Source organism: Mycolicibacterium obuense (assembly GCF_055397605.1).
Window position 1 is genome coordinate 198,439 of sequence record NZ_AP043663.1, and the last position, 22,639, is coordinate 221,077.

The following is a 22,639-nucleotide window of genomic DNA, read 5'->3' on the forward strand; positions in this document are numbered from 1 at the left end:
GCGTCGTATTCTCTCCACATGCAGATCCGCGACACCGCTGTTGCCACGCCTGACAAGCCTGCGATCATCATGTATCCGTCCGGCACGGTGGTGACGTTCGGCGAACTCGAGGCCCGGGCCAACCGGTTGGCGCACCTGTTCCGCGACGCCGGTCTGGTCGAAGGCGACGCCGTCGCGATCCTGATGGAGAACAGCCAGCACATGCACGCGGTCATGTGGGCTGCGCGCCGCGCCGGGCTGTACTACGTCCCCATCAACACCCACCTGACCGCCGCCGAGGCTGCCTACATCATCGACAACAGCTCAGCCAAGGCGATCGTCGGCTCCGGCAAGCTCGCCGACACGCTCGCCGGGCTGGAAGCCGAACTGCCGAACGGACTGCCGCCCGTGCGCCTCGTCGTCGACGGAGCCGAATCGTCGGCGACAAGCGCCTCCAGCACGCTGGATGGCTGGCAGAGCTACCCGGAATGCGTTGCCGGACTTCCTGATACGCCGATCGATGACGAGATCGAGGGAGATCTGCTGCAGTACTCGTCGGGCACCACCGGCCGCCCCAAGGGCATCAAACGCGCGCTGCCGCACGTCCCCCCGGCCGAGGCGCCGGGACTGATGGCTGCGCTCGTGTCGTTCTGGATGCATCCCGACGCGGTGTATCTCAGCCCGGCGCCGCTGTATCACACCGCACCGTCGGTGTGGTCGATGCAGACGCAGGCCGGCGGCATCACGACGGTGGTGATGGAGAAGTTCGACGCCGAGGGTGCGCTGGACGCGATCGCCAAGCACAAGGTCACGCACGGGCAGTTCGTGCCGGTCATGTTCACCCGCATGCTCAAGCTGCCCGAGAACGTCCGTACGACCTACGACGTGTCCAGCCTGCAGCGCGTGATGCACGCCGCTGCACCGTGTCCCGTCGACATCAAGAAGCAGATGATCGATTGGTGGGGGCCCATCGTCGACGAGTACTACGCCTCCTCGGAGGCACACGGGTCGACGCTGATCTTCGCCGAGGACTGGCTGACACACCCGGGGTCGGTCGGTAAGCCGATGGCCGGTGCCGTGCACATCCTCGACGAGGACGGCAACGAGCTGCCACCGGGCCAGCCCGGTGAGATCTACTTCGAGGGCGGCAACGACTTCGAGTATCTCAACGATCCCGCCAAGACCGAGAGCTCTCGTGACCCGCGCGGCTGGAAGACGGTGGGCGACATCGGGTATCTCGACGAGGAAGGCTTCCTCTATCTGACCGACCGCCGCCACCACATGATCATCTCCGGTGGCGTGAACATCTATCCGCAGGAAGCCGAGAACCTGCTCGTCACGCATCCGTTGGTGATGGACGCCGCGGTGTTCGGGATTCCCGACGACGAGATGGGTCAGAAAGTGAAGGCGGTCGTGCAGACCGTCGACCCCGCCGACGCCACCGACGAATTCGCCGACGAACTGATCGCGTGGCTGCGGGACCGGTTGGCGCACTACAAGTGCCCGCGTTCCCTGTCGTTCGAGGCGCAGCTGCCGCGCACCGATACCGGCAAATTGTTCAAGCAGGAGCTGATCGCGAAGTACAGCTGATCAGCGCTGACGTGCCGGCCGGATGATCAGTTCGTTGACATCCACGTCCGCGGGTTCACCGATCGCATAGGCGACTCCACGAGCGATCGCGTCCGGCGGGATCGCGGCCGCCCGATAGTCCTGCATGGCCGCGGCCGCGGTGGAATCGGTGATGGTGTCTGCCAGTTCGGATTCGACGACACCGGGGGACACCGTCGTCACCCGGATCGACGGATCCACTTCCAGTCGTAGGCCCTCGGTGATCGCCCAGGCCGCGTACTTGGTGGCGCAATAGACGGCCGCGGTGGGCACCACCTCGTGCGCGCCGATCGAGGCGACGGTGACGACGTGGCCCGCGCTCTGACGCTGGAAGTGCGGCAGTGCCGCGGCGATTCCGTGGAGCAGGCCGCGCACGTTCACGTCGATCATGGTGTCCCACTGGTCGACCAGGAGCGCATCGAGCCGGGACAGCGGCATCACCCCGGCGTTGTTGACGATCACATCGAGGCGTCCGTGCGTCGCGACTGTCGCGTCGACGAACGCGCTCACCGCCGCCCTGTCGGTGACGTCGAGCGCGCGGACCTCGATGCTGCCGCCGGTGCCCCTGACGCGTTCGGCGAGCGCCTCGAGGCGCTCGGTCCGGCGGGCCCCGGCGACGACGTGATGTCCCTCTGCGGTAAGCCGTTCGGCCACGGCCTCGCCGATCCCACTGCTGGCCCCGGTGACGATGATGATCTTCGAATCGCTCATGGCCCCAGCATCACGGCAGCAGAAGTGCACAACCAGGGTGCGCTGCACCCTGCCGACTATCCCGAGCGGTGCAGGGTGATCCGGTAGGTGTACTGCTCGGGCAGGAAATGGCTGACGGCGAGTTCGACGGCACGCCCATCGGAGTCGCGATACAGCCGGTCGACCCGCAGCATCGGATGCCCGTGTGCGCACCCGATGGCGGCCGCGACTCCGTCGTCCGCGGTGCCCACGGTGATCGACTGCGCCGCCTCGGCGATCGGACTGCCCAGGTGCGGCTCGAGCAGCCCGATCACGGTGTGCCTGCTCTGGGCTCCGGTGCGCAGATCGGCCGACGCCGTGACCATCGTCGCCACCTCGGGAGGGAGGTGAACCACCGTGTGGCCGAACGGGATTCCATCGTGCATCCGTCGGAAGACGACCGTGTGAACGACGTCGCCGTCGAGGCGGAGCCGGCTGGCCGCATCGATGTCGACCCGCCGGCGTAGTCCGTCGACAACCTCCATCGTCGTGTCGTCGGACAGGCTCATCAGATCGTCGATCGAACCGAGCCTGCGCAGGTAGCGGCGGCTGTCCCCACCGGCGTAGGTGCCGCGCCCGGGCACCCGGTACACCATGCCTTCGGCGACCAGATCCTGGAATGCCCGCCGTACAGTCTGCCGCGAAAGGCCATACTGCTCAGACAGTTCGGACTCCGTGGGCAATCGCGCGCCGCCTGCATACCGGCCGCCGCGGATCTCCTCGCGCAGCTGTTCGCGCAGCACCTGGTAGGCAGGCGCGGGCTTCATCTACAGTCCGCCGCGGGCGACGAGTTGTGCGGCGATGACGTTGCGTTGGATTTCGTTGGTGCCTTCGCCGACGATCATGAGGGGGGCGTCGCGGAAGTAGCGTTCGACGTCGTATTCGGTGGAGTAGCCGTAGCCGCCGTGGATTCGCACGGCGCCCAGGGCGATCTCCATGGCAGTCTCGGATGCGAAGAGTTTGGCCATGCCGGCTTCCATGTCGGCGCGCTCTCCGCTGTCGTAGCAGTCGGCGGCGTGGAGGGTGAGTTGGCGGGCGGCGGTCAGCTTGGTGGCCATGTCGGCGAGGTAGTGGCCGATGGCTTGGTGTTTGTAGATGGGTTGGCCGAAGCTTTCGCGGTGTTGGGCGTAGGCGAGGGCGTCGTCGAGGGCGGCGGTGGCTACTCCCAGGGCGCGGGCGGCGACTTGGATGCGGCCGGTTTCGAGGCCTTTCATCATCTGGGCGAAGCCGCGGCCGGGGGCACCGCCGAGGATCGCCGATGTGGGGATGCGGCAGTCGTCGAAGGACAGTTCGCAGGATTCGACGCCTTTGTAGCCGAGTTTGGGCAGGTCGCGGGAGACGGTCAGGCCGGGGGTGGGGTTCTCGACCAGGACGATGGAGATGCCTTTGTGTTTCGGAGCGGCCTTGGGGTCGGTTTTGCAGAGCAGGGCGATCAGCCCGGAGCGGCGGGCGTTGGAAATCCAGGTTTTGGCGCCGTTGATGACCAGCTCGTCGGTGCCGTCGACGGGTAGCGCCGTCGTGGTCATGTTCTGTAGGTCCGAGCCGCCGCCGGGTTCGGTCAGGGCCATGGTGGCGCGCAGTTCTCCGGTGGCCATGGCGGGCAGATACTTCTGTTTCTGTTCTTCGGTGCCGAACAACGCGATCAGTTTGGCGACCACGGTGTGCCCGCCCATGGCCCCGGCCAGGCTCATCCAGCCGCGGGCCAGTTCCTGGGTGACCAGCACGTAGCAGCGCGTCGAGACGGGGGCGCCGCCGTACTCGTCGGGCACGGCCAGCCCGTAGATCCCGATCTGTTTCATCGCCTCGATCCACGCCTCGGGGTAGGTGTTGGCGTGTTCGACCTCGCGCACCGACGGTTTCACCTCACGGTCGATGAACGACCGCACGGTCTCGACAAGCATGACCTCTTCATCAGTGAGCATATGTACGGCCATGCGACCGATGTTGACACACTACGCAGTCAAGTGCCAGCATGCGGGCTGTGAATTTGTACGGCCAAATGTCCGGCGGCCCGTTCTTCGATGATCTGCACGTCGGTCGAGTGTTCGACAGTGCACCGTCGATGACGCTGACGTCCGGTGCGGCAGCGACTCATCAGGCGATCCTCGGCGACCGGATGCGGCTCGCCCTCGACGCGGAGCTCTCCGCCGCGGTGGCCGGGGGACGGCTCGCCCATCCCGCGCTGGTCTGCGATGTGGCGATCGGCCAGTCCACGCTCGTCACGCAGCGGGTGATGGCCAATCTGTTCTACCGGGGCCTGACCTTTCACCGCTTTCCCGTCATTGGCGACACGCTGGCCACGCGCACGGAAGTCGTTGCACTGAAGCAGAATTCCGTCCGGCCCGGCCGCGCCGCGACCGGTCTCGCCGCGTTGCGGATGACGACGACCGACGGCGCCGGACGCCTCGTGCTCGATTTCCACCGCTGCGCGATGCTGCCGTGCAGCGCCGACACGGTCGACACCGGACACCACGACGACATGGACGCCATCGGTGTGGCGGACGGTTCGCCCGCCGATCCCGTCGCCGACTGGGATGTCGCTGCATTCCGGGCGCGAGTGCCCGGCTCGGGGGTCGCACCGGTGGCCGGCACCGTGCTGCGCAGCACCGCCGACGTGGTCAGCAGCGCACCGGAGCTGGCTCGGCTGACACTCAACATCGCTGCCACACATCATGATTCGCGCGTCGGTGGCAGACGTCTGGTCTACGGAGGTCACACGATCGGGCTCGCGCTGGCGCAGGCCACCCGGCTGCTGCCGAACCTGGTCGCGGTGTCGGGGTGGGAGTCCTGTCAGCACACCGCGCCCGTCCACGAGGGCGACACCCTCTACAGCGATCTCACGATCGAGGCAGCCGAGCCGCGCACCGACGGTCGGGGGGTGACGGTCCGACTGCGCTCCCTCGTCTACGCCGTGACCGACGATGACGACGGGGGAGATGCCACCGACCGCGCCGTCCTCGACTGGGTTTTCACAGGCCTCGTGCTATAAGCCTCACGCCGCCGCTATCGTGTAGGCGTTGCGCAACAACGCGCACTGGCTCGCGAAGAAACGCTGTGAGACATCGGCATTCGGTGCGATCCCGTCGAACCCGTGGAATGCGCCCGGTACCACCGTCACCTCGCACGGCACGCCGGCATCCTGCAGCCGCTGCGCGTAGGCCAGATCCTCGTCGTGGAACAGGTCCAGCGTGCCCACCCCGACCCACGCCGGCGGCAGTCCGGCCAGATCGTCGCGGCGTGCGGGGACGGCCACGTCGGGATCGGCGTCGCCCAGATAGGCCTGCCAGCCGAATCGGTTGCTCGTCTGATTCCACAACCGGTGACCGGGGTTGTCCAGGTCGGCGCGCCCGACGGTGCGGTCGTCGAGCATCGGATACACGAGAAGCTGTGCCACCAGCGGAATCTCGCCGCGATCGCGGGTGAGCAGGGCCAGCGCCGCGGCCAAGCCGCCACCCGCGCTGGCACCGCCGATCGCCACCCGGTCCGGATCGACGGACGGCAGCCCGGTCAGCCAGGAGAGGGCGGCGTAACAGTCCTCGAGCGGCACCGGATACGGATGTTGCGGTGCCAGGCGGTAATTCACCGCGGCGACGGTCGCGCCGAGCTTCTCGGCGAAGCGACGGCACAGATCGTCGTCCTGAGCGGCGTCGCCGATGACGTACCCGCCGCCGTGGATCCACAGCAGTGCCGGGCCGGGGGAAGAGATGCCGGCCGGCCGGTGCAGCCGCACCGACACGCCGGAGCCCAGGGTCAGCACCTCGACATCCGACGGCGCGTTTCGCCACATCAACCGCGAGGCCGCGCGCACGAACGGCAGCGTGACCGGGGTGATCATCTGTTTCGGCAGCAGGCGAGCGCTACGGCGCAGCTCGGGATGGAACTCGACGACGGGCTTTGTGCGGGCCATCGGTTCAGTATGCGCAGTGTTCTCACCGGCTCACCGGGACCCCTCCTGACCTGCAGTTTCGATGCCGAGAGCGGTACAGGTCGGGCACAGCCGAAAAACAGTGAACAACCCTGCGCCGAATGTCTGTTTGGGGGGCGGGCCTGGGGGTACGGTATGCGCCATGACCGAACGGCCGGATATCCGGTATCCCGGGCCCACTCTGACCACGCGTTTGCAGTGGTTGATGAAGGCGGGCCCTGGTGATTACCTGCTGGCCGCCAGCGTCGCGAGCGCCTCCCTGCCGGTGATCGGCAAGCATCTGGAACCGCTCGGCGCACTGACCGCCGCCGGTATCTGGGGTGCCCGCCACGCCCCCGACTTCCTGAATGCCACGGTCAAGAGCCTGCTGACGCCCAATGACGCAGAACTCAAGCAGCGCGACCGGGACTGCACCAACGAGGTGACCCAGGCGGCGCTGCGCGGTGTGGTGTCGCCCAAGGACCTCGACATCGAGTGGCCGGCGGCCGAACGCACCCCTCCGGTGTGGAAGATGCGCGAGCACCGGCGCAACGTGCACCGGACCTCGGTTCGGTACGGTCCGCGCCCGACGCAGTTGCTCGATGTCTGGCGCCGTGACGATCTGCCGGCGCAGCCCGCCCCGGTGCTGCTGTTCGTGCCCGGTGGCGCGTGGGTGCACGGCAGCCGGATGTTGCAGGGCTATGCGCTGATGTCCCACCTGGCCGAGAAGGGCTGGGTCTGTCTGTCCATCGATTACCGCGTGGCGCCGCACCATCCGTGGCCGGCTCACCTGACAGACGTGAAGACCGCGATCGCGTGGGCTCGCGCGAACGTCGACAAGTTCGGTGGCGATCGCGACTTCGTGACGATCGCGGGTACCTCTGCCGGTGGGCATCTGGCGGCACTGGCCGGGCTGACGGCCAACGACCCCGAGATGCAGTGCGAGCTGCCGGAGGGTTCGGACACGTCGGTCGACGCGGTGGTCGGCATCTACGGCCGCTACGACTGGGAGGACAAGTCCACGGTCGAGCGGGTCCGGTTCGTCGACTTCCTCGAGCGGATTGTCGTGCGTCGCTCGATCACCAAGCATCCCGACATCTTTCGCAAGGCCTCCCCGATCGCCCGCGTGCACGCCGAGGCGCCGCCGTTCCTGGTTCTGCACGGCACCGGGGACAGCGTGATCCCGGTGGCGCAGGCCCGCAGTTTCGTCGACCGGTTGAAGGAGGTGTCGCGGTCGGTCGTCAGCTACGTGGAGCTGCCGGGCGCCGGACACGGATTCGACATGACCGACGGTGCCCGCACGGGTGCGGCTGCCACGGCAATTGGCCTGTTCCTCAACCACATTCATCGAAATCGCAGCCTCATCGGGGCTAAAGAGGTTATATAGACACCTCCGAGGAGAGGTGTCGGGACTGTGAAGAGGCTTCGCGGGTGGGACGCTGTCCTTCTGTACAGCGAGACGCCCAACGTCCACATGCACACGCTGAAGCTGGCGATCATCGATCTCGCCGGGCTGGGCGGAGCGCGCTTCGGTGTGGAGGAGCTGCGCAAGGTCATCCACGGTCGGCTCTACAAACTCGACCCGTTTCGCTATGAACTGATCGACATCCCGTTCAAGTTCCACCATCCGATGTGGCGGGAGAACGCCGAAGTCGACCTCGACTACCACGTGCGGTCCTGCCGCGTCGACGCTCCCGGCGGCCGCCGGCAGCTCGACGAGATGGTGGGCAAGCTGGCGAGCACCCCGCTGGATCGCAGCCGGCCGCTGTGGGAGATGTATCTGATCGAGGGCCTGGCCGACGGCCGAATCGCGGTGCTCGGCAAGATCCATCACGCGCTCGCCGACGGGGTGGCCTCGGCGAATCTGTTGGCCCGCGGCATGGATCTGCAGGAAGGGCCCCAGGCCGATCGTGATTCGTACGCCACCGATCCCGCGCCGACGCGCGGTGAGCTGGTGCGCTCGGCGTTCGCCGATCACTTCCGCCAGATCAGGCGGGTCCCGTCGGTGATGCGCTACACCGCGCAGGGAATGCGCCGGGTCCGCGAGAGCCAGCACAAGCTGTCGCCCGAATTGACCCGACCGTTCACGCCACCACCGACGTTCATGAACCACATGCTCGACGAGACCCGCCGGTTCGCCACGGCCACCGTGGCGCTGGCCGACGTCAAGGCGACCGCCAAACACCTCGGGGTCACGATCAACGACATGGTGCTGTCGATGTCGGCTGGCGCACTGCGAGAGTTGTTGCTGCGCTACGACGGTCACGCCGATCACCCGCTGTTGGCGTCGGTGCCGGTGAGCTTCGACTTCTCCCCGGACCGGATCTCCGGCAACTACTTCACCGGCGTGCTGGTAGGCCTGCCCGTCGAGATCGAGGACCCGCTGGAGCGGGTCCGCGCGGCGCACGAGTCCGCAGCGGCGGGCAAGGAGAGCAACACGCTGCTCGGACCCGAACTGGTGAGCCAGTGGTCGGCCTACTTCCCGCCGGCGCCGGCCGAGGCGATGTTCCGATGGCTGTCGGCCAAAGACGGCCAGAACAAGGTGATGAACCTGCCGATCTCCAACGTGCCGGGGCCGCGGGAGCGTGCGAGGGTCGGCGGTGCCCTGGTGACGGGGCTGTACTCAGTCGGGCCGCTCACGGCCGGCAGCGGTCTGAACATCACCGTGTGGAGCTATGTCGATCAGCTCAACATCTCGGTGCTCGCCGACGGCAAGACGCTCGAGGATCCCCATGAGCTGACCGATGCGATGGTCGAGGCACTGGTCGAGATCCGCCGGGCAGCAGGGCTTTCCGAGCAGCTGACCGAGGTCGACACCGCGCTCGCGCCCTGACGGTCAGCCCTTCGCGCGGGTGGCCTGCACCCAGGACAGGAACTCTTCGACCGCCTGGGCGGTGTAGTGAGCGCGCGGCGATCCCCAGTAGAAGTCGAACGCGTGCTGCGCATGGGGGATCTCGGCGTACACCACCGGTGAGGTGGACACCTCACGCAGAGCCTCGGCGAACTCCCGTCCCTCGCCGACGGGGATGATCGAGTCGTCCTGGCCGTGCAGTACGAAGAACGGTGGCGCGTCGGGGCGCAGCCGCAGGATCGGTGACGCGTCGCGATAGACGGCACGGTAGGTGCGGAACGGTCGCTTCACCACGAACTTCTGCAGGAACGCGATGAATTCCTTGCGACCGCTGCCTTCTGCGGACACCCAGTCGTAGCGGCCGTAGATCGGGACGGCGGCCACCACGGAGGTGTCGGCGTCCTCGAAACCGGGTTGCAGCGTGGGATCGTCGGCGGTCAGAGCCGCGAGGGCGGAGAGATGCCCGCCCGCTGAACCGCCGGAGATCGCGACGAAGTCCGGATCGCCCCCGTAGTCGGCGATGTTCTCCTTGATCCACGCCAACGCCCGCTTGACGTCGACGATGTGGTCGGGCCAGGTGTTGCGGGGGCTGACGCGGTAGTCGATGGACACACACACCCAGCCGTGGTCGGCCAGATGGCTCAGCATCGGGTAGGCCTGCGGCCGGCGCATCCCGATCGACCAGGCGCCGCCGGGGACCTGCAGCAGCACAGGGGCTTTGGCGTCGCGCGGCAGATCCGAGCGGCGCCAGATGTCGGCCCGGTTGGCCCCGCCGTGCGGTCCGTAGGAGACGGTGGCGGCCTTCTCGACATAGCGGCGTCGCACGAAGTCGTTGGGCGGGATGCCAAACCTTCGTCGCCTGCGTGCCTTCGCCTTGTCGGCGATGGCCTGGTAGTCCGCGCCGAGCGCGGCCCGGAGCGGATCTTCGAAGTGCGGCTGCGACGCCATGTTGCGGCGCTGGATGAGCCACAGCAGCGCCCACGCGACGGCGGTGAGCGCCAATGCGATTCGACCGCGGGTGCCGCGGAAGTCGCCGCGCAGGCCGCGGCGCACCGCGTCGGCCATCGAGCCGAGCATGTACAGCGCCGACATCTCGGAGGTGGGCCAGCCGAACGCGAAGACCCCGATGGTGGGGTAGCCCTCCCGGGCCAGCGGCCGAACGCCGTTGGCCGCGTTGAGGAGTTCGGCGACGGCCCGCAGCAGCGGGCGGGGTCTAGGCATGCTCGATGCGTTCCTGCAGGTCTTTGCGGGAGATCTTGCCGGTGATGCTGCGGGGCAGCTCATCGAGGACCGTGATCTGGCGCGGCACTTTGTAATTCGCCAAGTTGTCGCGCACGTGCTGCTTCAAGGTGTCGGCGGAGGCCTGCGAACCCTGCCGCAGCACGACGAACGCCACCAGGCGCTGACCGAACTTCTCGTCGTCGGCACCGAGCACCGCGGCCTCGGCCACGTCGGGGTGGCGCGTCAGCGTCTTCTCCACCTCGATCGGGTAGACGTTCTCCCCGCCGGAGACGATCATCTCGTCGTCGCGGCCCACCACGAACAACCGGCCCTCCTCGTCGAGGTAGCCGACGTCACCGGAGCACATGAAGCCCTCGTGGAAGTCCTTGGTGGCGCCGGAGGTGTACCCGTCGAACTGGGTGGAGTTGCGCACGTAGATCGCGCCGGTCTCACCGGCGGGCAGCTCGCGGAGATCGGCGTCCGGGATGCGGATCTCGGTGCCTTCGGCCGGCCGTCCCGCCGTGTCCGGCGCGGCACGCAGGTCGCGCGGGGTGGCGGTCGCGATCATGCCCGCCTCGGTCGCGTTGTAGTTGTTGTAGATGACGTCGCCGAATCGGTCCATGAACGCGATGACGACGTCAGGCCGCATCCGGGAACCCGACGCCGCCGCGAACCGCAGGGACCGACCGCTGTAGCGGTCGAGCACCTCGTCGGGTAGCTCCATGATGCGGTCGAACATGACTGGCACGACGCACAATCCCGTCGCACGGTGCCGGTCGACCAGGTCCAGCGTCGCCTCCGGATCGAACTTGCGGCGGGTGATGATCGTGCATGCCATCGAGGCGGCGAACACCAGTTGGGAGAAGCCCCAGGCGTGGAACATCGGCGCGACGACGACGACCGGTTGTTCGGCCCGCCACGGAGTGCGGTCGAGGATCGACTTGAGCACGCTCGGGTCGCCCCCGGAGTGGCTGGCGCCCTTGGGGGTTCCCGTGGTGCCGGAGGTGAGCAGGATGGTCCGGCTCTTGGTCGACGCTCTCTGCGGCTGCTGCCCGGCATGGGCCCCGATCATCGATTCAACGGTCCGCTCGTGGCCGTCGGTGTCGGTCCACGCGACGATCCGGGGCGTCTCGGGACTGTCGGCCAGCGCGCGGTCGACGGTCTCGGTGAACTCCTCGTCGTAGACGAGCACCAGTGTGCGGCCCAGGCTTTCGCGGGCCACGACCTCGGCCAGTGCCGGGCCGGCGAACGACGTGTTGAGCAGCAGCACGTCGGCGCCGATGCGGTTGGCCGCGATCATCGTCTCGACGAAGCCGCGGTGGTTGCGGGCCATCAGTCCGACCACGTCGGGAGCGCCACCGGGCAGTGCCTGCAACGCCGCGGCGAACGCGTCGGCGCGCTGGTCGATCTGGCGCCAGGTCAGCACGCCGAGCTCATCGACGAGTCCGGCTCGATCGCCGCAGCGCTGGGCGGCCGCGGCGAATCCGGATGTCACCGCCATGTTCTCGCGCTGCATCGCAGCGCCGATTCGCAGGTATTTGTCCGGCCGCATCGGGGCTATCACGCCGGCACGCACCATCGTGGACACCATCCCGACGGTGCTGGTGATCGGATCGAGGAGACCCATCAGCCGATCACCGGCAGCCGGCGCTTGGCGGCCAGGTCATCGAGTGCACGTTGCATCACATGGCGGACGTGGGCGTCGACCTCGTCGACGTCCGGGTTCTCCCCGAACTCGGCGACGATGTCGATCGGCGGCAGCGCCTGCATCGTGATCTTCGCGGGCAGCGGCATGTTGATCGGCAGCACCACCGACAGCCCGAACGGGAAGCCGAACGAGATCGGCAGGATCTTCGTGCGCGCGGCGCGGGCGATCGGGCCGAGCGCCTTGGCGATGTCGGTGCCCCGGGTCAGGAACAGCTGAGCTTCCTGTCCGCCGATGCCGACCGTCGGCACGATCGGAACACCGGCGTTGAGCGCGGCCTTGACATAGCCGGTGCGGCCGCCGAAGTCGATCTTGTTGGCCGACAGGGTCGGCCGGTACACGTCGTAGTCACCGCCGGGGAACACGACCACGACCCCGCCGGAGCGCAGCGCCTCGTCGGCGTTGCGGTGATTGGCGGGGATGAAGCCGGTCTTCTTCAGGAAGACACCCTGGGGGCCGGTCATCAGGAGATCGTGGCTGAGCGTGTAGACCGGGCGGTCGAACCCGAACTTCTCGTAGAAGCCGCTCGCGAACACCGGCACGTCCATCGCGAACAACCCGCCGGAGTGGTTGGACACCACCAGCGCCCCGCCGGCGGGGAATGTGTCGAGTCCGCGGACCTCGGCGCGGTGGTATCCCTTCAGGAAGGGTTTCAGCAGCCCCATCACCCGCTCGGTCAGCACGGGGTCCCATTTGGTGATTTCGGACGGCGTGACGTCGGTCGAGTTCACGGAACCCCCTGGAGCGCGATGACTGGAACGTGTTCTAGTTTTAGCCAGTCTACCCAAGGCGTGGCCGGCGCCGTGCCGACCATCTTGTCACTGCGGGGCGGCTGACAGGTGGCTCTTCACCGTCCGCGTCAATTGGTCGCCGAGGATCTCGTCATCGCCGGCGAACAACCCGTCGAGGGCCAGCCGGGCGACCACCGCCGGATCGGTCTTCTGGTCTGCTGGGACGTAGCTGACCATGTCGGTGTCCATGTAGCCGACGTGCAGTGCCGCGACGTGGATGCCGCGGGGCGCGAGCTCGGCGCGAACGGCGTCGGTGAGTGCCCAGCCGGCGGCCTTCGCCGCCGAGTACGCGCCGCTGGTCGGCGGGTGGTACCAGGACAGCACCGACAGCACGTTGAGGATGCTCCCGCTGCCATTGCTTTCGATGACGGGCACGAACGCCCGGGTGACGCCCAGCGTGCCGAAGTAGTGGGTCTCCATCTCCAGCCGGATGTCTTCGATCGGGCCGTCGAGCAGTCCCGCCTGGGTGGAGACGCCGGCGTTGTTGATGAGGACGTTGACGTCGCTCGCGGTCTCGGCGGCGCGGCGCACGGACTCAGGGTCTGTGATGTCGAGCTGCAGCGGGATGGCGCCGGGCAGGTCGATGCTGTCCGGGTTGCGGGCCGCGGCGTACACGGTCGCCCCGCGTTCGAGGAGCTGTTCGGCGAAACGGCGGCCGAGGCCGCGGTTGGCGCCGGTCACGAGTGCGGTGATGTGTTCGGTGGTCATGTCAGGCTCCTCGGATCGTTCCCTGCTGGGTATAGCACACTGAACGCAGGGGGTGCGCTGAAAAGTCCCTGTGCGAAACGAAGGCGGCGGGGCACCTCGGGCGGTAGGTTCATCACCACTGTGGCGGGACCCGGTCGGGGGCTCCCGCCACACGTCTGTCCGGCCTGAGTCCGGGCACAGCAGGAATCGTCATGGTGGCCGTAGCGGCCCGCGACGATACTCGGATCCCGTGACGGAACCTTCGGGGCGCGATCGGCTGCGCGAACTCCTCGACGCGGTCACCGATGCGGGTAACGGTGACGTCGGGTCGATGGCGCGCAGCAGCCACGCGTCGGAATTCCACTTCGCCCGGGAGGTGCGGCGGCTCACCGGCGAATCCCCCGCGGCGCTGCGGCGTCGGGTCATGCTCGAACGTGCGGCGTGGCGGCTGCAGCGCGGTGAGCCGGTGTCGAGCGTCGCCGCCGCGGAGGGCTGGTCGTCGGCGGAGGTGTTCTCCCGGGCGTTCCGGCGCACCTACGGACGTCCCCCGTCGCAGGCCGCCGACGTGCACTTCCGCCTGCCCGCGCCCAACGGCCTGCACTTCCACCCGCCGCAGGCGCTGTGGATCGACAGCCAGCCTTCGCCGGTCTCGCAGCCCGACGTGACAGCGCTGATGATCGAGCACGATCTCGGCGACACCGCCGGGCTGCTCACCTGTGCCACGCGGCTGAGCGCGCAGCAGTGGACGGCGCCGATCCGCCCCGGCCAGACGGTGCTCGCCTGGGACGGCCCCGAGCCCAGTGTCGGGGCCGTACTCGGCGCGATCGTGTGGAGCAAGCAGGTGTGGCTGGCCACCATCATCGGTGACGACTTCCCGGCGCGCGCGGCGACCCGGTCCGTCGACGCCACGGCTCTCGCGTCGTTCCATGCCGACATCGGAAAGCGTTGGCGCACAACGCTTTCTGATTACTTGGCCGCGGGACGGCTTGGTGACACCGTCATCGACGCGCTGTGTGAGCCGCCCGAGTCGTTCCCGCTGTGCGGGATCGTCGCGCACGTGCTGACCTACTCGGCGCACCGCCGGGAACTGGCCCGGACGATGCTCGCCGAGCATGGCGTCGACGCCGGCCTCGGTGACCCGCTGGAGTGGATGAGGAGCTGACATGGCGTGCATCTACTACACCGCCTCGAGTCTCGACGGCTTCGTCGCCGACGAGCACGCGAGCCTGCAGTGGCTCGTCACCCGCGACATCGACGCCGACGGGCCCTTCGCCATCGACCCGTTCCTGGCGTCGGTGGGCGCGCTGGTGATGGGCGCGGACACCTACGAGTGGATTCTGGCCAACCACCCGGGGGAGTGGATGTACCGCCAGCCGTCGTGGGTAGTGACGCACCGGCCGCAGATCGTCGACCCCGCCCACCCCGTGCAGACGTTCGCCGGCGAGATCACCGAGCTGTTCCCGACGCTCGTCGAGGCGGCCGGGGATCGCCACGTCTGGGTGGTCGGCGGCGGCGAGGTGGCCGCGCAGTTCGTCGGCGCGGGACTGGTGGACGAGATGATCGTGTCCTATGCGCCGTGCACACTGGGCGCCGGAGCCCGGGTACTGCCGATGCGCTCGGAGTGGACGCTCGTCACCGCGGCCCGCAACGCCGACTTCGTCTGCGCGCACTGGCGTAAAGCCTGACGGGAGCGCCGTTCCGGCATAGTCTGGGCCACCATGGGGCATTACCGCAGCAACGTCCGCGACATCGAGTTCAACCTGTTCGAGACGCTGGCGCTGGAGAAGGTGCTCGCCACGGGTGAGTTCTCAGATCTCGACGGGGATTCGGTGCGGCAGATGCTGCACGAGGCCGCCAAGCTGGCCGAGGGCCCGCTGGCCGAGGCGTTCGCCGAGACCGACCGCACGCCACCCACATTCGACCCGGCCACCCACGTCGTCAGCATCCCGGAGCCGTTCAAGAAGACGTTCCGGGCCTGGCGCGACGGCGAATGGTCGCGGGTCGGCATGGTCTCCGACATCGGGGGCGTGCCGGTGCCGTCGATGGTCGAGTGGGCGATCAACGAGTTCGCTCTGGGCGCGCAGCCCGCGGTGTTCCTGTACTCGGCAGGCCCCAAGATGGCCGACATCCTGTACGCGATCGGCAATGAGCAGCAACGGCATTGGGCCTCGCTGATGATCGAGCGGGACTGGGGCGCCACGATGGTGCTCACCGAACCCGACGCGGGCTCCGACGTCGGCGCAGGCCGCACCAAGGCCGTCGAGCAGCCCGACGGCACGTGGCACATCGACGGCGTCAAACGATTCATCACCAACGGCGACGGCGACGACCTGTTCGAGAACATCGTGCACATGGTGCTGGCCCGGCCCGAGGGGGCCGGCCCCGGCACCAAGGGGTTGAGCCTGTTCATCGTGCCCAAGTACCACTTCGACCCCGAGACCGGTGAGCTGGGCGAACGCAACGGCGCCTTCGTCACCGGACTCGAGCACAAGATGGGTCTGAAGGCGTCGGCGACGTGTGAGCTGACGTTCGGCCAGCACGGCACCCCGGCGGTGGGCTGGTTGGTCAACGACACCCACAACGGCATCGCGCAGATGTTCAAGGTGATCGAGTACGCGCGAATGATGGTGGGCACCAAGGCGATCGCGACCCTGTCGACCGGTTACCTGAATGCGCTCGAGTATGCCAAGTCACGCGTGCAGGGCGCGGACCTGACCCAGATGACCGACAAGGCGGCGCCGCGGGTGAGCATCATCCACCACCCCGACGTGCGACGAGCGCTGCTCACGCAGAAGGCGTACGCGGAAGGGTTGCGGGCGCTCTACCTCTACACCGCCGCACACCAGGACCCGACGGTCGCCGCGGTGGTGTCGGGGGCCGACGCGTCGATGGCCGACCGCGTGAACGATCTGCTGCTGCCGATCGTCAAGGGCGTGGGTTCGGAGCGGGCCTACCAGTGCCTGACGGAGTCGCTGCAGACCCTCGGCGGATCGGGCTTCCTGCAGGACTATCCGCTCGAGCAGTACATCCGCGACGCCAAGATCGACTCGCTGTACGAAGGCACCACCGCGATCCAGGCGCAGGACTTCTTCTTCCGCAAGATCGCCCGCGACCAAGGGGGCGCACTGCTGCACGTGGTGACGCAGATCCGAGGGTTCCTCGACGACGGGGCGGCCCGCCCCGAGCTCGCCGACGGCCGCGCGCTGCTCGCCACGGCGGTCGCGGACGTGCAGGCGATGGTCGCGGCGATGACGAAGTACCTGATCGATTCGCAGCAGGATCCGCGCCAGCTCTACCGCGTGGGCCTGGAATCGGTGCCGTTCCTGCTCGCCGTCGGCGATCTGCTGCTGGCCTGGCAGTTGTTGCATCAGGCGGAGATCGCGCTGACCGCGTTGGACGGCTCGCCGAGCGCACGCGATCGCGACTTCTACACCGGGAAGGTGGCGACCGCGTTGTTCTTCGCCAAGAACATGCTGCCGGGGCTGACGGCGCGGCGGGCGATCCTCGAAGCGGTCGACCTCACCGCCATGGATGTCCCCGAATCCGCGTTCTAGGGTCCCGTGTTTCTGGTCGCGAGAAGAAGGTGACCCCTCGCGCTGCGATGAGTTCCCGCTGCCGCCCCGGTCTGCACCCGCGTGACCAACGAACAGGACATCCGCACCGTCATCGACCGCTGGATCGACGCGATCCGCGCGCGTGACATCGACGGCGTCATCGCCGCGCACACCGACGACATCGTGCTCTACGACGTGCCCCCGCCCGACGAGGGTGTGTACGGCATCGACGCTTACCGCAAGACCTGGCCGGAGTTCTTCGACTGGGTCGCCGGCGGTGCGGTGATGGAGCTGGTCCGTCTCGACGTGATCGCCGACGGCGCAGTCGCCTACGCGCACGGGTTGTTCCGCGCCGGCATGCCGGAGGACATCGCGGCCCGCCCGGAGCGGAGGCTGCGCAGCACGTTCGGCATGCGCAGAGTCGACGGCGCGTGGCAGATCGCGCACGAGCACCATTCGATGCCCCACACCACATAGGGCAGAGACGCCGAATGCACGGTTCTTGACAGAAAACCCTCCCCTCGAATTCCGTCAGAAACCGTGCACTCGGCGCCGAAAGAACTAGGCCGGGGTGTAGCCGAACGGCAGCAGGATCGACTTCGGCTCGCAGTACGCCTCGATGCCCTCGGTGCCGTTCTCACGGCCGATGCCCGAATTCTTGTACCCGCCGAACGGGGCCCCCGGATCGAAGGCGTACATGTTCACCGCGTATGTCCCGGTCCGGATCCGACGGGCGATCTTCAGCGCCCGATCGTTGTCCGTCGTGTACACCGAACCGGCGAGCCCGTAGACGGAGTCGTTGGCGATGCGTACCGCGTCGTCCTCGTCCTCGTAGGGGATCACCGCCAGCACGGGCCCGAAGATCTCCTCCTGCGCGATCGTCATCGAGTTGTCGACGTCGGCGAACACCGTCGGCTGCACGTACCAGCCGCTGTCCAGCCCCTCGGGCCGTTCCCCGCCGACGACCACGCGGGCGCCTTCCTCGACACCCTTGGCGATGTAACCCTCCACGCGTTCGCGCTGCTTCTCGCTGATCAGCGGGCCGATCATCGCGGCCGGGTCGGTGGGTAGCCCCGGCAGCATGCCCGACACCGCGGCCGAGAGCTTCTCGACGACCTCGTCGTAGCGCGACCGCGGCGCCAGGATGCGGGTCTGCCCCACGCACGCCTGCCCGGAGTTCATCAGCCCGGAGAACACCAGCATCGGCAGCGTGGAGTCCAGGTCGGCGTCTTCGAGGATGATCGCTGCGGACTTACCGCCGAGTTCCAGCGTGCAGGGCTTGAGCTTCTCGGCGGCGATCTTGGCGATCTCCTTGCCGACCGCCGACGAGCCGGTGAACGTGAACTTGTCGAGCTCCGGGTTGTTGGTCAGCGCGCGGCCCGTCTCCGGACCGCCCGGCACGATCGACAGCACGCCCTCGGGCAGCCCGGCCTCGGCGAAGGCCTCGGCCATCGCGAACACCGACAGCGGGGTCTCGGCGGCGGGCTTCAGCACGATCGTGCAGCCGGCCAGCAGCGCCGGACCCAGCTTGTTGGCGGCCAGGAAGAACGGCACGTTCCACGCGGTGACGGCACCGACCACACCGATCGGCTCGCGCACCACCAGCGTCTGGCCGTAGATGCCGTCGCGGATCTCTTGCCACGTGAACTTGTCGGCCGCGCCGGCGAAGTACTGGAACGCCGACATCGCGGCGCCGTACTGCATCATGTCGACGATCGTCGGCGGCTGCCCGGTCTCGGCGGCGAGCAGGAACTTCAGCTCGTCGGCCCGCTCCTCGAGGATCTTGACCGCACGGGCCAGCACGTCCTGGCGCTCCGCGGGTGACATCTGCGGCCACGGGCCTTCGTCGAACGCCTGACGCGCGGCCGCGCAGGCGGCGTCGACATCGGCGGCAGACGCCAGCGGGACCTTGCCGACCAGCTCACCGGTGGCAGGGGAGTGCACCTCGATGACGTCCGAGGTGGCCGGCTCGACCCACTTACCGCCGATGAACAACTTGTCCCACTCGGTCCGGAATGCGGTGCTCTGTGTCATAAACGTCACACTACCTACCAAAAGCGGGAAGTAGAACCTGTTGCAATTCCCGGATTCAGGCGGGTGACAACACCAGCACCAGGTTGCTCACCGCGAACTCCCGCAGTCCGGGCACCTTCGTCACGGTCCAGGCCCATCGCGGGTGGTAGCGCGGAAATGCGGCGACGAGCGCGCCGGTGCCGTACGCCCAGCGCAGGCCGTCGCGCGCGTGCACGGCGAACAACGACGAGCCGTAGTCGTTCTTGGGTCGGTGGCCGTGTCTGCGGGCGTATCGATCGGCGGCCCGGCGGCCGCCCAGGTAGTGCGTCAGGCCCATCTCGTGTCCGCCGAACGGCCCCAGCCACACCGTGTACGACAGCACCGCGAGCCCGCCGGGCCGGGTGACCCGCAGCATCTCCTCACCCAGGCGCCACGGCTGGGCGACGTGTTCGGCGACGTTGGAGGACAGGCACACGTCGACGCTGTCGTCGCGGAACGGCAGCGCGGTACCTGAGGCGCGCACGAACGTCCCCGCCCGGCGGTGGCTGCGCGGCGCCGCGGCGTGCATCTCCCGCGGGTCGGGTTCCACGCCGACGTAACGCATCCCGGCGTCGGTGAACGCCGACGCGAAGTAGCCGGGGCCGCCGCCGACGTCGAGGACGGTCCGGCCGGCGGCGACGCTGCCGGTGACGCCGGTCCAGAGGTCGGCGACGAGTGAGACGGTGTCGTCGGCGAGCGCGCCGTAGAACCGGTCCGGGTCGCTCTGTTCGAAGCGGAACGCCGAGAGCAGGCGCAGCGAGCGCGCCAGCGTCGCGCGCCGGGCGAACAGTTCCGTAGCGACCACCCGGCCACCCTAGGCACACCGCTAGTCTGAACACCGATGTCCGCCCCCGTGAACTCCGTGCTGCTGCTGTGCTGGCGCGACACCGGGCACCCGCAGGGCGGCGGCAGCGAGACCTATCTGCAGCGCATCGGTACCCATCTCGCGCAGTCGGGGGTGCGGGTCACGCTGCGCACCGCCCGCTATCCGGGGGCCGCCCGGCGCGAGGTCGTCGACGGCGTCGAGATCCAGCGTCGCGGCGGGCCGTACTCGGTGTACGTGCGGGCGGGGTTGGCGATGGTGGCCGGACGGCTGGGTGTAGGCCCGCTGCGCCGCGCCAAGCCCGACGTCGTCGTCGACACGCAGAACGGCCTGCCGTTCCTGGCCCGCCTGGCTTACGGCCGGCGCGCGGTGGTGCTGGTGCACCACTGCCACCGCGAACAGTGGCCGGTGGCGGGCCCGGTGAAGAGCCGCATCGGGTGGTTCGTCGAATCGCGCCTGTCGCCGCGGCTGCATCGGCGCAACCAGTACGTGACGGTGTCGCTGCCCTCGGCGCGGGACCTGACGGATCTGGGCGTGCGCGCCGACCACGTCGCGGTGGTACGCAACGGCGTCGACGCTGCGCCGCCGGCCTCCTTGACGGCGCCCCGGTCGGTGACGCCCCGGGTGGTCGTGCTGTCCCGGCTGGTGCCTCACAAGCAGATCGAGGACGCGCTCGACGCCGTCGCGCGGCTGCGCGGCCGGATCCCTGGCCTGCACCTGGACGTGGTGGGTGGCGGTTGGTGGGCGCAGCCGCTGTTCGACCACGCGGAGGAACTGGGTATCTCCGACGCAGTGACTTTCCACGGCCACGTGGACGATGCGACGAAACATGAACTGCTGCAGCACAGTTGGGTCAACCTGTTGCCTTCCCGCAAAGAGGGCTGGGGGCTCGCGGTGATCGAGGCCGCCCAGCACGGGGTGCCGACGATCGGATACCGCTCCTCGGGCGGCCTGTCCGATTCCATCGTCGACGGGGTGACCGGGGTGCTGGTCGACGACGTCGACGATCTGGTCGACGGTCTGCACCGACTGCTGACCGACCATGTGTTGCGCGAGCAGCTCGGCGCGAAAGCGCAGGTGCGCAGCGCAGACTTCTCCTGGGAGCAGAGCGCGGACGCGATGGCGGCTGTGCTCGGCGCGGTCCAGACGGGTCGGCGGGTCAGCGGGCTGGTCTGACGCCGGTCTACGGTGACGGTGGGCCGATCAGCGACGCGAGGCCGGCAAGCGCGACGTCGACGGCGGCGTCGAGTCTGGCCTGCTGCACTCCTGCGGCGGCGTCGACCGCGAGACCCTGCCCGATCGTGACAGCGAAACCCGCCAGCGCCTCGGCGTCGATGTCCACCGAATCATCGGCCGCCGCAAGCGCTTTGGCGATGGCGTCTTCGATGCCGCGGCGGTACTCGGCGAGCAACTGCGGTATGCGTGCGTTGGTCGGCCCGCATGAGATGCCGCCGTGGATGGACAGACACCCCGGCGCGGTCCCAGCACGCACGGCCTTGGCGGTGTCTCTCAGGTAGGACTCCAGGATGTCGTAGGCGCGCGGCTGTGCGAGCAGGTGACGGAGATGGCCGTGGTAGGTCTGGCGGTAACGCTCCAGGGCGCGGACGAAGAGTTCCTCTTTGCTGCCGAAGACGGCATACAGGCTCGGCTTGTTGATGCCCATCGCGTCGGTGAGTTCCGCGAGCGACGCGCCTTCGAAACCGAGACGCCAGAACACGTCGATCGCGCGGTCGAGCGCCTGCGTCTCGTCGAATGTGCGCGGCCGGCCTCCTGCGTGCCGTTGCTCTGCGCCCATGGACCCGATTCTATGTCCCGACCGAGCCTGATACCGATCGGTACAAAACTGGTAGGGTCGTCTCGAACTGATCGGTACAAAACTGAGAGGACCCCTCGTGTCGACCCTGAAGGAAAAGACCGCACTCGTCACCGGAGCGACATCCGGGATCGGGCTCGCCGCAGCACAAGCCCTGGCGAAGGACGGCGCCTACGTGTTCCTCGTCGGACGGCGGCAGGACGCCCTCGACGCCGCCGTCGCCGACATCGGCGCAGATCGAGCGTCCGCCATTCGCGCCGATGTCACGGTCCAAGCCGATCTCGACCGCGTCGCGACCACCATCCAAGCAACCGGACGGCGACTGGACGTCGTCTTCGCCAACGCCGGCATCAACGAGTTCGCGACACTGGGAAATCTCACCTGGGAGCATCACAGGACGATCTTCGACACCAACGTCGGCGGGATCGTCTTCGCTGTCCAGGCCTCTCTACCGCTGCTCAGCGAGCGGGCGTCGATCATTCTCTGCGGGTCCAACGGCGACGTGAAGGCCGCCCCCGGGGCGAGCGTCTATGCCGGGTCGAAGGCGGCGATCCGGTCCCTCGCACGCAGTTGGGCCGCAGAACTCGTCGACCGCGGGATACGCGTGAACGTCGTCGCTCCGGGTCTCACCGAGACACCGGGCCTGAGCGATCTGTTCGCCGGCTCCGATGACGCGCTGGCCGATCTGACCGCCACCGTGCCGTTGAAGCGCCGTGCGCGGCCGCAGGAGATCGCCGATGTGATCAGGTTCCTGGCGTCCGACGGCAGCTCCTACATGACCGGCTCGGAAATCTACGTCGACGGCGGCGTCAGTCAGTTCTGACGCGGCCGGTTAAGGGACTCTCACCGACGCGAAGGTGACGCCCCCGATGACACCGTCATGCCAGACGAACGCCGGCCCAGTCAGTCGGCGCGCACCGCA

Annotated in this window: 21 protein-coding genes; 10 read left to right on the top strand and 11 right to left on the bottom strand. The window is 68.2% G+C overall.

Going from position 1 to position 22,639, the window contains the following annotated elements; translation table 11 throughout:
- Positions 1-18: 18 nt before the first annotated feature.
- The gene (gene fadD4, locus ACZ50N_RS01020; protein WP_464474377.1) at positions 19-1,569 is read left to right on the top strand and encodes a fatty-acid--CoA ligase FadD4; all 1,551 of its coding nucleotides are present in this window, start codon (positions 19-21) and stop codon (positions 1,567-1,569) included.
- Here the strand turns inward: fadD4 and ACZ50N_RS01025 are convergent, their stop codons facing one another.
- The 3 genes from ACZ50N_RS01025 to ACZ50N_RS01035 are packed head-to-tail and all read right to left on the bottom strand — an operon-like array spanning position 1,570 to position 4,250.
- Positions 1,570-2,298, bottom strand: a complete 729-nt coding sequence (locus ACZ50N_RS01025) for an SDR family oxidoreductase (RefSeq protein WP_464474378.1) — start codon at positions 2,296-2,298, stop codon at positions 1,570-1,572.
- Positions 2,299-2,354: 56 nt separating this feature from the next.
- On the bottom strand, positions 2,355-3,083 hold the full coding sequence (locus ACZ50N_RS01030) for a GntR family transcriptional regulator (protein ID WP_464474379.1): 729 nt from the start codon (positions 3,081-3,083) through the stop codon (positions 2,355-2,357).
- Positions 3,084-4,250, bottom strand: a complete 1,167-nt coding sequence (locus tag ACZ50N_RS01035; RefSeq protein ID WP_464474380.1) for an acyl-CoA dehydrogenase family protein — start codon at positions 4,248-4,250, stop codon at positions 3,084-3,086. It lies immediately after the preceding gene.
- Between the two features lie 38 nt (positions 4,251-4,288).
- Here ACZ50N_RS01035 and ACZ50N_RS01040 point away from each other — a divergent pair, with 38 nt between their 5' ends.
- Positions 4,289-5,305, top strand: coding sequence for a MaoC family dehydratase (locus tag ACZ50N_RS01040; RefSeq protein WP_464474381.1), 1,017 nt, complete (start codon positions 4,289-4,291; stop codon positions 5,303-5,305).
- A gap of 3 nt (positions 5,306-5,308) precedes the next feature.
- On the opposite strand, the gene ACZ50N_RS01045 is transcribed toward ACZ50N_RS01040, so the two are convergent.
- The gene (locus ACZ50N_RS01045; protein WP_464474382.1) at positions 5,309-6,223 is read right to left on the bottom strand and encodes an alpha/beta hydrolase; all 915 of its coding nucleotides are present in this window, start codon (positions 6,221-6,223) and stop codon (positions 5,309-5,311) included.
- 160 nt (positions 6,224-6,383) lie between these two features.
- On the opposite strand from ACZ50N_RS01045, the gene ACZ50N_RS01050 reads away from it, so the two are divergent.
- Both ACZ50N_RS01050 and ACZ50N_RS01055 read left to right on the top strand, forming a co-directional pair.
- Positions 6,384-7,607 carry an alpha/beta hydrolase gene (locus tag ACZ50N_RS01050; protein WP_048421744.1) on the top strand — a complete coding sequence of 408 codons (1,224 nt, stop codon included), beginning with the start codon at positions 6,384-6,386 and terminating at the stop codon, positions 7,605-7,607.
- A gap of 27 nt (positions 7,608-7,634) precedes the next feature.
- Positions 7,635-9,053, top strand: a complete 1,419-nt coding sequence (locus tag ACZ50N_RS01055; protein ID WP_464474383.1) for a WS/DGAT/MGAT family O-acyltransferase — start codon at positions 7,635-7,637, stop codon at positions 9,051-9,053.
- A 3-nt stretch (positions 9,054-9,056) separates the two neighbouring features.
- Here ACZ50N_RS01055 and ACZ50N_RS01060 read toward each other — a convergent pair whose 3' ends face one another.
- The 4 genes from ACZ50N_RS01060 to ACZ50N_RS01075 form a co-directional block, all read right to left on the bottom strand.
- The gene (locus ACZ50N_RS01060) at positions 9,057-10,292 is read right to left on the bottom strand and encodes an alpha/beta hydrolase (protein WP_046365723.1); all 1,236 of its coding nucleotides are present in this window, start codon (positions 10,290-10,292) and stop codon (positions 9,057-9,059) included.
- Positions 10,285-11,919 carry an acyl-CoA ligase FadD12 gene (gene fadD12 / locus ACZ50N_RS01065; protein WP_464474384.1) on the bottom strand — a complete coding sequence of 545 codons (1,635 nt, stop codon included), beginning with the start codon at positions 11,917-11,919 and terminating at the stop codon, positions 10,285-10,287. Before fadD12 ends, ACZ50N_RS01060 begins: the two co-directional genes overlap by 8 nt.
- Positions 11,919-12,662: a 1-acyl-sn-glycerol-3-phosphate acyltransferase gene (locus ACZ50N_RS01070; RefSeq protein ID WP_464475742.1), complete on the bottom strand. Its 744-nt coding sequence runs from the start codon at positions 12,660-12,662 to the stop codon at positions 11,919-11,921. Before ACZ50N_RS01070 ends, fadD12 begins: the two co-directional genes overlap by 1 nt.
- A gap of 153 nt (positions 12,663-12,815) precedes the next feature.
- Positions 12,816-13,496 carry an SDR family oxidoreductase gene (locus ACZ50N_RS01075; RefSeq protein ID WP_464474385.1) on the bottom strand — a complete coding sequence of 227 codons (681 nt, stop codon included), beginning with the start codon at positions 13,494-13,496 and terminating at the stop codon, positions 12,816-12,818.
- A 229-nt stretch (positions 13,497-13,725) separates the two neighbouring features.
- On the opposite strand from ACZ50N_RS01075, the gene ACZ50N_RS01080 reads away from it, so the two are divergent.
- From ACZ50N_RS01080 to ACZ50N_RS01095, 4 genes are all read left to right on the top strand, one after another.
- Positions 13,726-14,637: a helix-turn-helix domain-containing protein gene (locus ACZ50N_RS01080; RefSeq protein WP_464474386.1), complete on the top strand. Its 912-nt coding sequence runs from the start codon at positions 13,726-13,728 to the stop codon at positions 14,635-14,637.
- A 1-nt stretch (position 14,638) separates the two neighbouring features.
- Positions 14,639-15,160 (top strand): dihydrofolate reductase family protein, encoded by a 522-nt coding sequence (locus tag ACZ50N_RS01085; RefSeq protein WP_464474387.1) that lies wholly within the window; start codon positions 14,639-14,641, stop codon positions 15,158-15,160.
- Between the two features lie 33 nt (positions 15,161-15,193).
- Positions 15,194-17,029 carry an acyl-CoA dehydrogenase gene (locus ACZ50N_RS01090; RefSeq protein WP_464469437.1) on the top strand — a complete coding sequence of 612 codons (1,836 nt, stop codon included), beginning with the start codon at positions 15,194-15,196 and terminating at the stop codon, positions 17,027-17,029.
- Between the two features lie 81 nt (positions 17,030-17,110).
- Entirely contained in the window at positions 17,111-17,506 is a 396-nt protein-coding gene (locus ACZ50N_RS01095) for a YybH family protein (RefSeq protein ID WP_464469438.1), read from the top strand.
- An 84-nt stretch (positions 17,507-17,590) separates the two neighbouring features.
- Here ACZ50N_RS01095 and ACZ50N_RS01100 read toward each other — a convergent pair whose 3' ends face one another.
- Complete coding sequence (locus ACZ50N_RS01100) at positions 17,591-19,063, bottom strand: aldehyde dehydrogenase (protein ID WP_073685213.1); 1,473 nt, start codon at positions 19,061-19,063, stop codon at positions 17,591-17,593.
- Positions 19,064-19,118: 55 nt separating this feature from the next.
- Entirely contained in the window at positions 19,119-19,886 is a 768-nt protein-coding gene (locus ACZ50N_RS01105; protein WP_464469439.1) for a class I SAM-dependent methyltransferase, read from the bottom strand.
- A 36-nt stretch (positions 19,887-19,922) separates the two neighbouring features.
- On the opposite strand from ACZ50N_RS01105, the gene ACZ50N_RS01110 reads away from it, so the two are divergent.
- Positions 19,923-21,080 (top strand): glycosyltransferase family 4 protein, encoded by a 1,158-nt coding sequence (locus ACZ50N_RS01110; RefSeq protein WP_464469440.1) that lies wholly within the window; start codon positions 19,923-19,925, stop codon positions 21,078-21,080.
- A gap of 7 nt (positions 21,081-21,087) precedes the next feature.
- Here ACZ50N_RS01110 and ACZ50N_RS01115 read toward each other — a convergent pair whose 3' ends face one another.
- On the bottom strand, positions 21,088-21,699 hold the full coding sequence (locus ACZ50N_RS01115) for a TetR/AcrR family transcriptional regulator (protein WP_464474388.1): 612 nt from the start codon (positions 21,697-21,699) through the stop codon (positions 21,088-21,090).
- A 97-nt stretch (positions 21,700-21,796) separates the two neighbouring features.
- Between ACZ50N_RS01115 and ACZ50N_RS01120 the strand changes: the two genes are divergently transcribed.
- A complete protein-coding gene (locus tag ACZ50N_RS01120) occupies positions 21,797-22,540 on the top strand; it encodes an SDR family NAD(P)-dependent oxidoreductase (RefSeq protein ID WP_464474389.1) in 744 nt (247 codons plus the stop codon).
- Positions 22,541-22,639: the final 99 nt, after the last annotated feature.

Bases quoted from the DNA above. Each gene is read 5' to 3' on its own strand.
- ACZ50N_RS01030 (WP_464474379.1), bottom strand. From the start codon at position 3,083: ATGAAGCCCGCGCCTGCCTACCAGGTGCTGCGCGAACAGCTGCGCGAG.
- ACZ50N_RS01060 (WP_046365723.1), bottom strand. From the start codon at position 10,292: ATGCCTAGACCCCGCCCGCTGCTGCGGGCCGTCGCCGAACTCCTCAAC.
- ACZ50N_RS01070 (WP_464475742.1), bottom strand. From the start codon at position 12,662: ATGGGGCTGCTGAAACCCTTCCTGAAGGGATACCACCGCGCCGAGGTC.
- fadD4 (WP_464474377.1), top strand. From the start codon at position 19: ATGCAGATCCGCGACACCGCTGTTGCCACGCCTGACAAGCCTGCGATC.
- fadD12 (WP_464474384.1), bottom strand. From the start codon at position 11,919: ATGGGTCTCCTCGATCCGATCACCAGCACCGTCGGGATGGTGTCCACG.
- ACZ50N_RS01025 (WP_464474378.1), bottom strand. From the start codon at position 2,298: ATGAGCGATTCGAAGATCATCATCGTCACCGGGGCCAGCAGTGGGATC.
- ACZ50N_RS01115 (WP_464474388.1), bottom strand. From the start codon at position 21,699: ATGGGCGCAGAGCAACGGCACGCAGGAGGCCGGCCGCGCACATTCGAC.
- ACZ50N_RS01075 (WP_464474385.1), bottom strand. From the start codon at position 13,496: ATGACCACCGAACACATCACCGCACTCGTGACCGGCGCCAACCGCGGC.
- ACZ50N_RS01045 (WP_464474382.1), bottom strand. From the start codon at position 6,223: ATGGCCCGCACAAAGCCCGTCGTCGAGTTCCATCCCGAGCTGCGCCGT.
- ACZ50N_RS01050 (WP_048421744.1), top strand. From the start codon at position 6,384: ATGACCGAACGGCCGGATATCCGGTATCCCGGGCCCACTCTGACCACG.
- ACZ50N_RS01040 (WP_464474381.1), top strand. From the start codon at position 4,289: ATGCGGGCTGTGAATTTGTACGGCCAAATGTCCGGCGGCCCGTTCTTC.
- ACZ50N_RS01110 (WP_464469440.1), top strand. From the start codon at position 19,923: ATGTCCGCCCCCGTGAACTCCGTGCTGCTGCTGTGCTGGCGCGACACC.
- ACZ50N_RS01085 (WP_464474387.1), top strand. From the start codon at position 14,639: ATGGCGTGCATCTACTACACCGCCTCGAGTCTCGACGGCTTCGTCGCC.
- ACZ50N_RS01100 (WP_073685213.1), bottom strand. From the start codon at position 19,063: ATGACACAGAGCACCGCATTCCGGACCGAGTGGGACAAGTTGTTCATC.
- ACZ50N_RS01035 (WP_464474380.1), bottom strand. From the start codon at position 4,250: ATGGCCGTACATATGCTCACTGATGAAGAGGTCATGCTTGTCGAGACC.
- ACZ50N_RS01090 (WP_464469437.1), top strand. From the start codon at position 15,194: ATGGGGCATTACCGCAGCAACGTCCGCGACATCGAGTTCAACCTGTTC.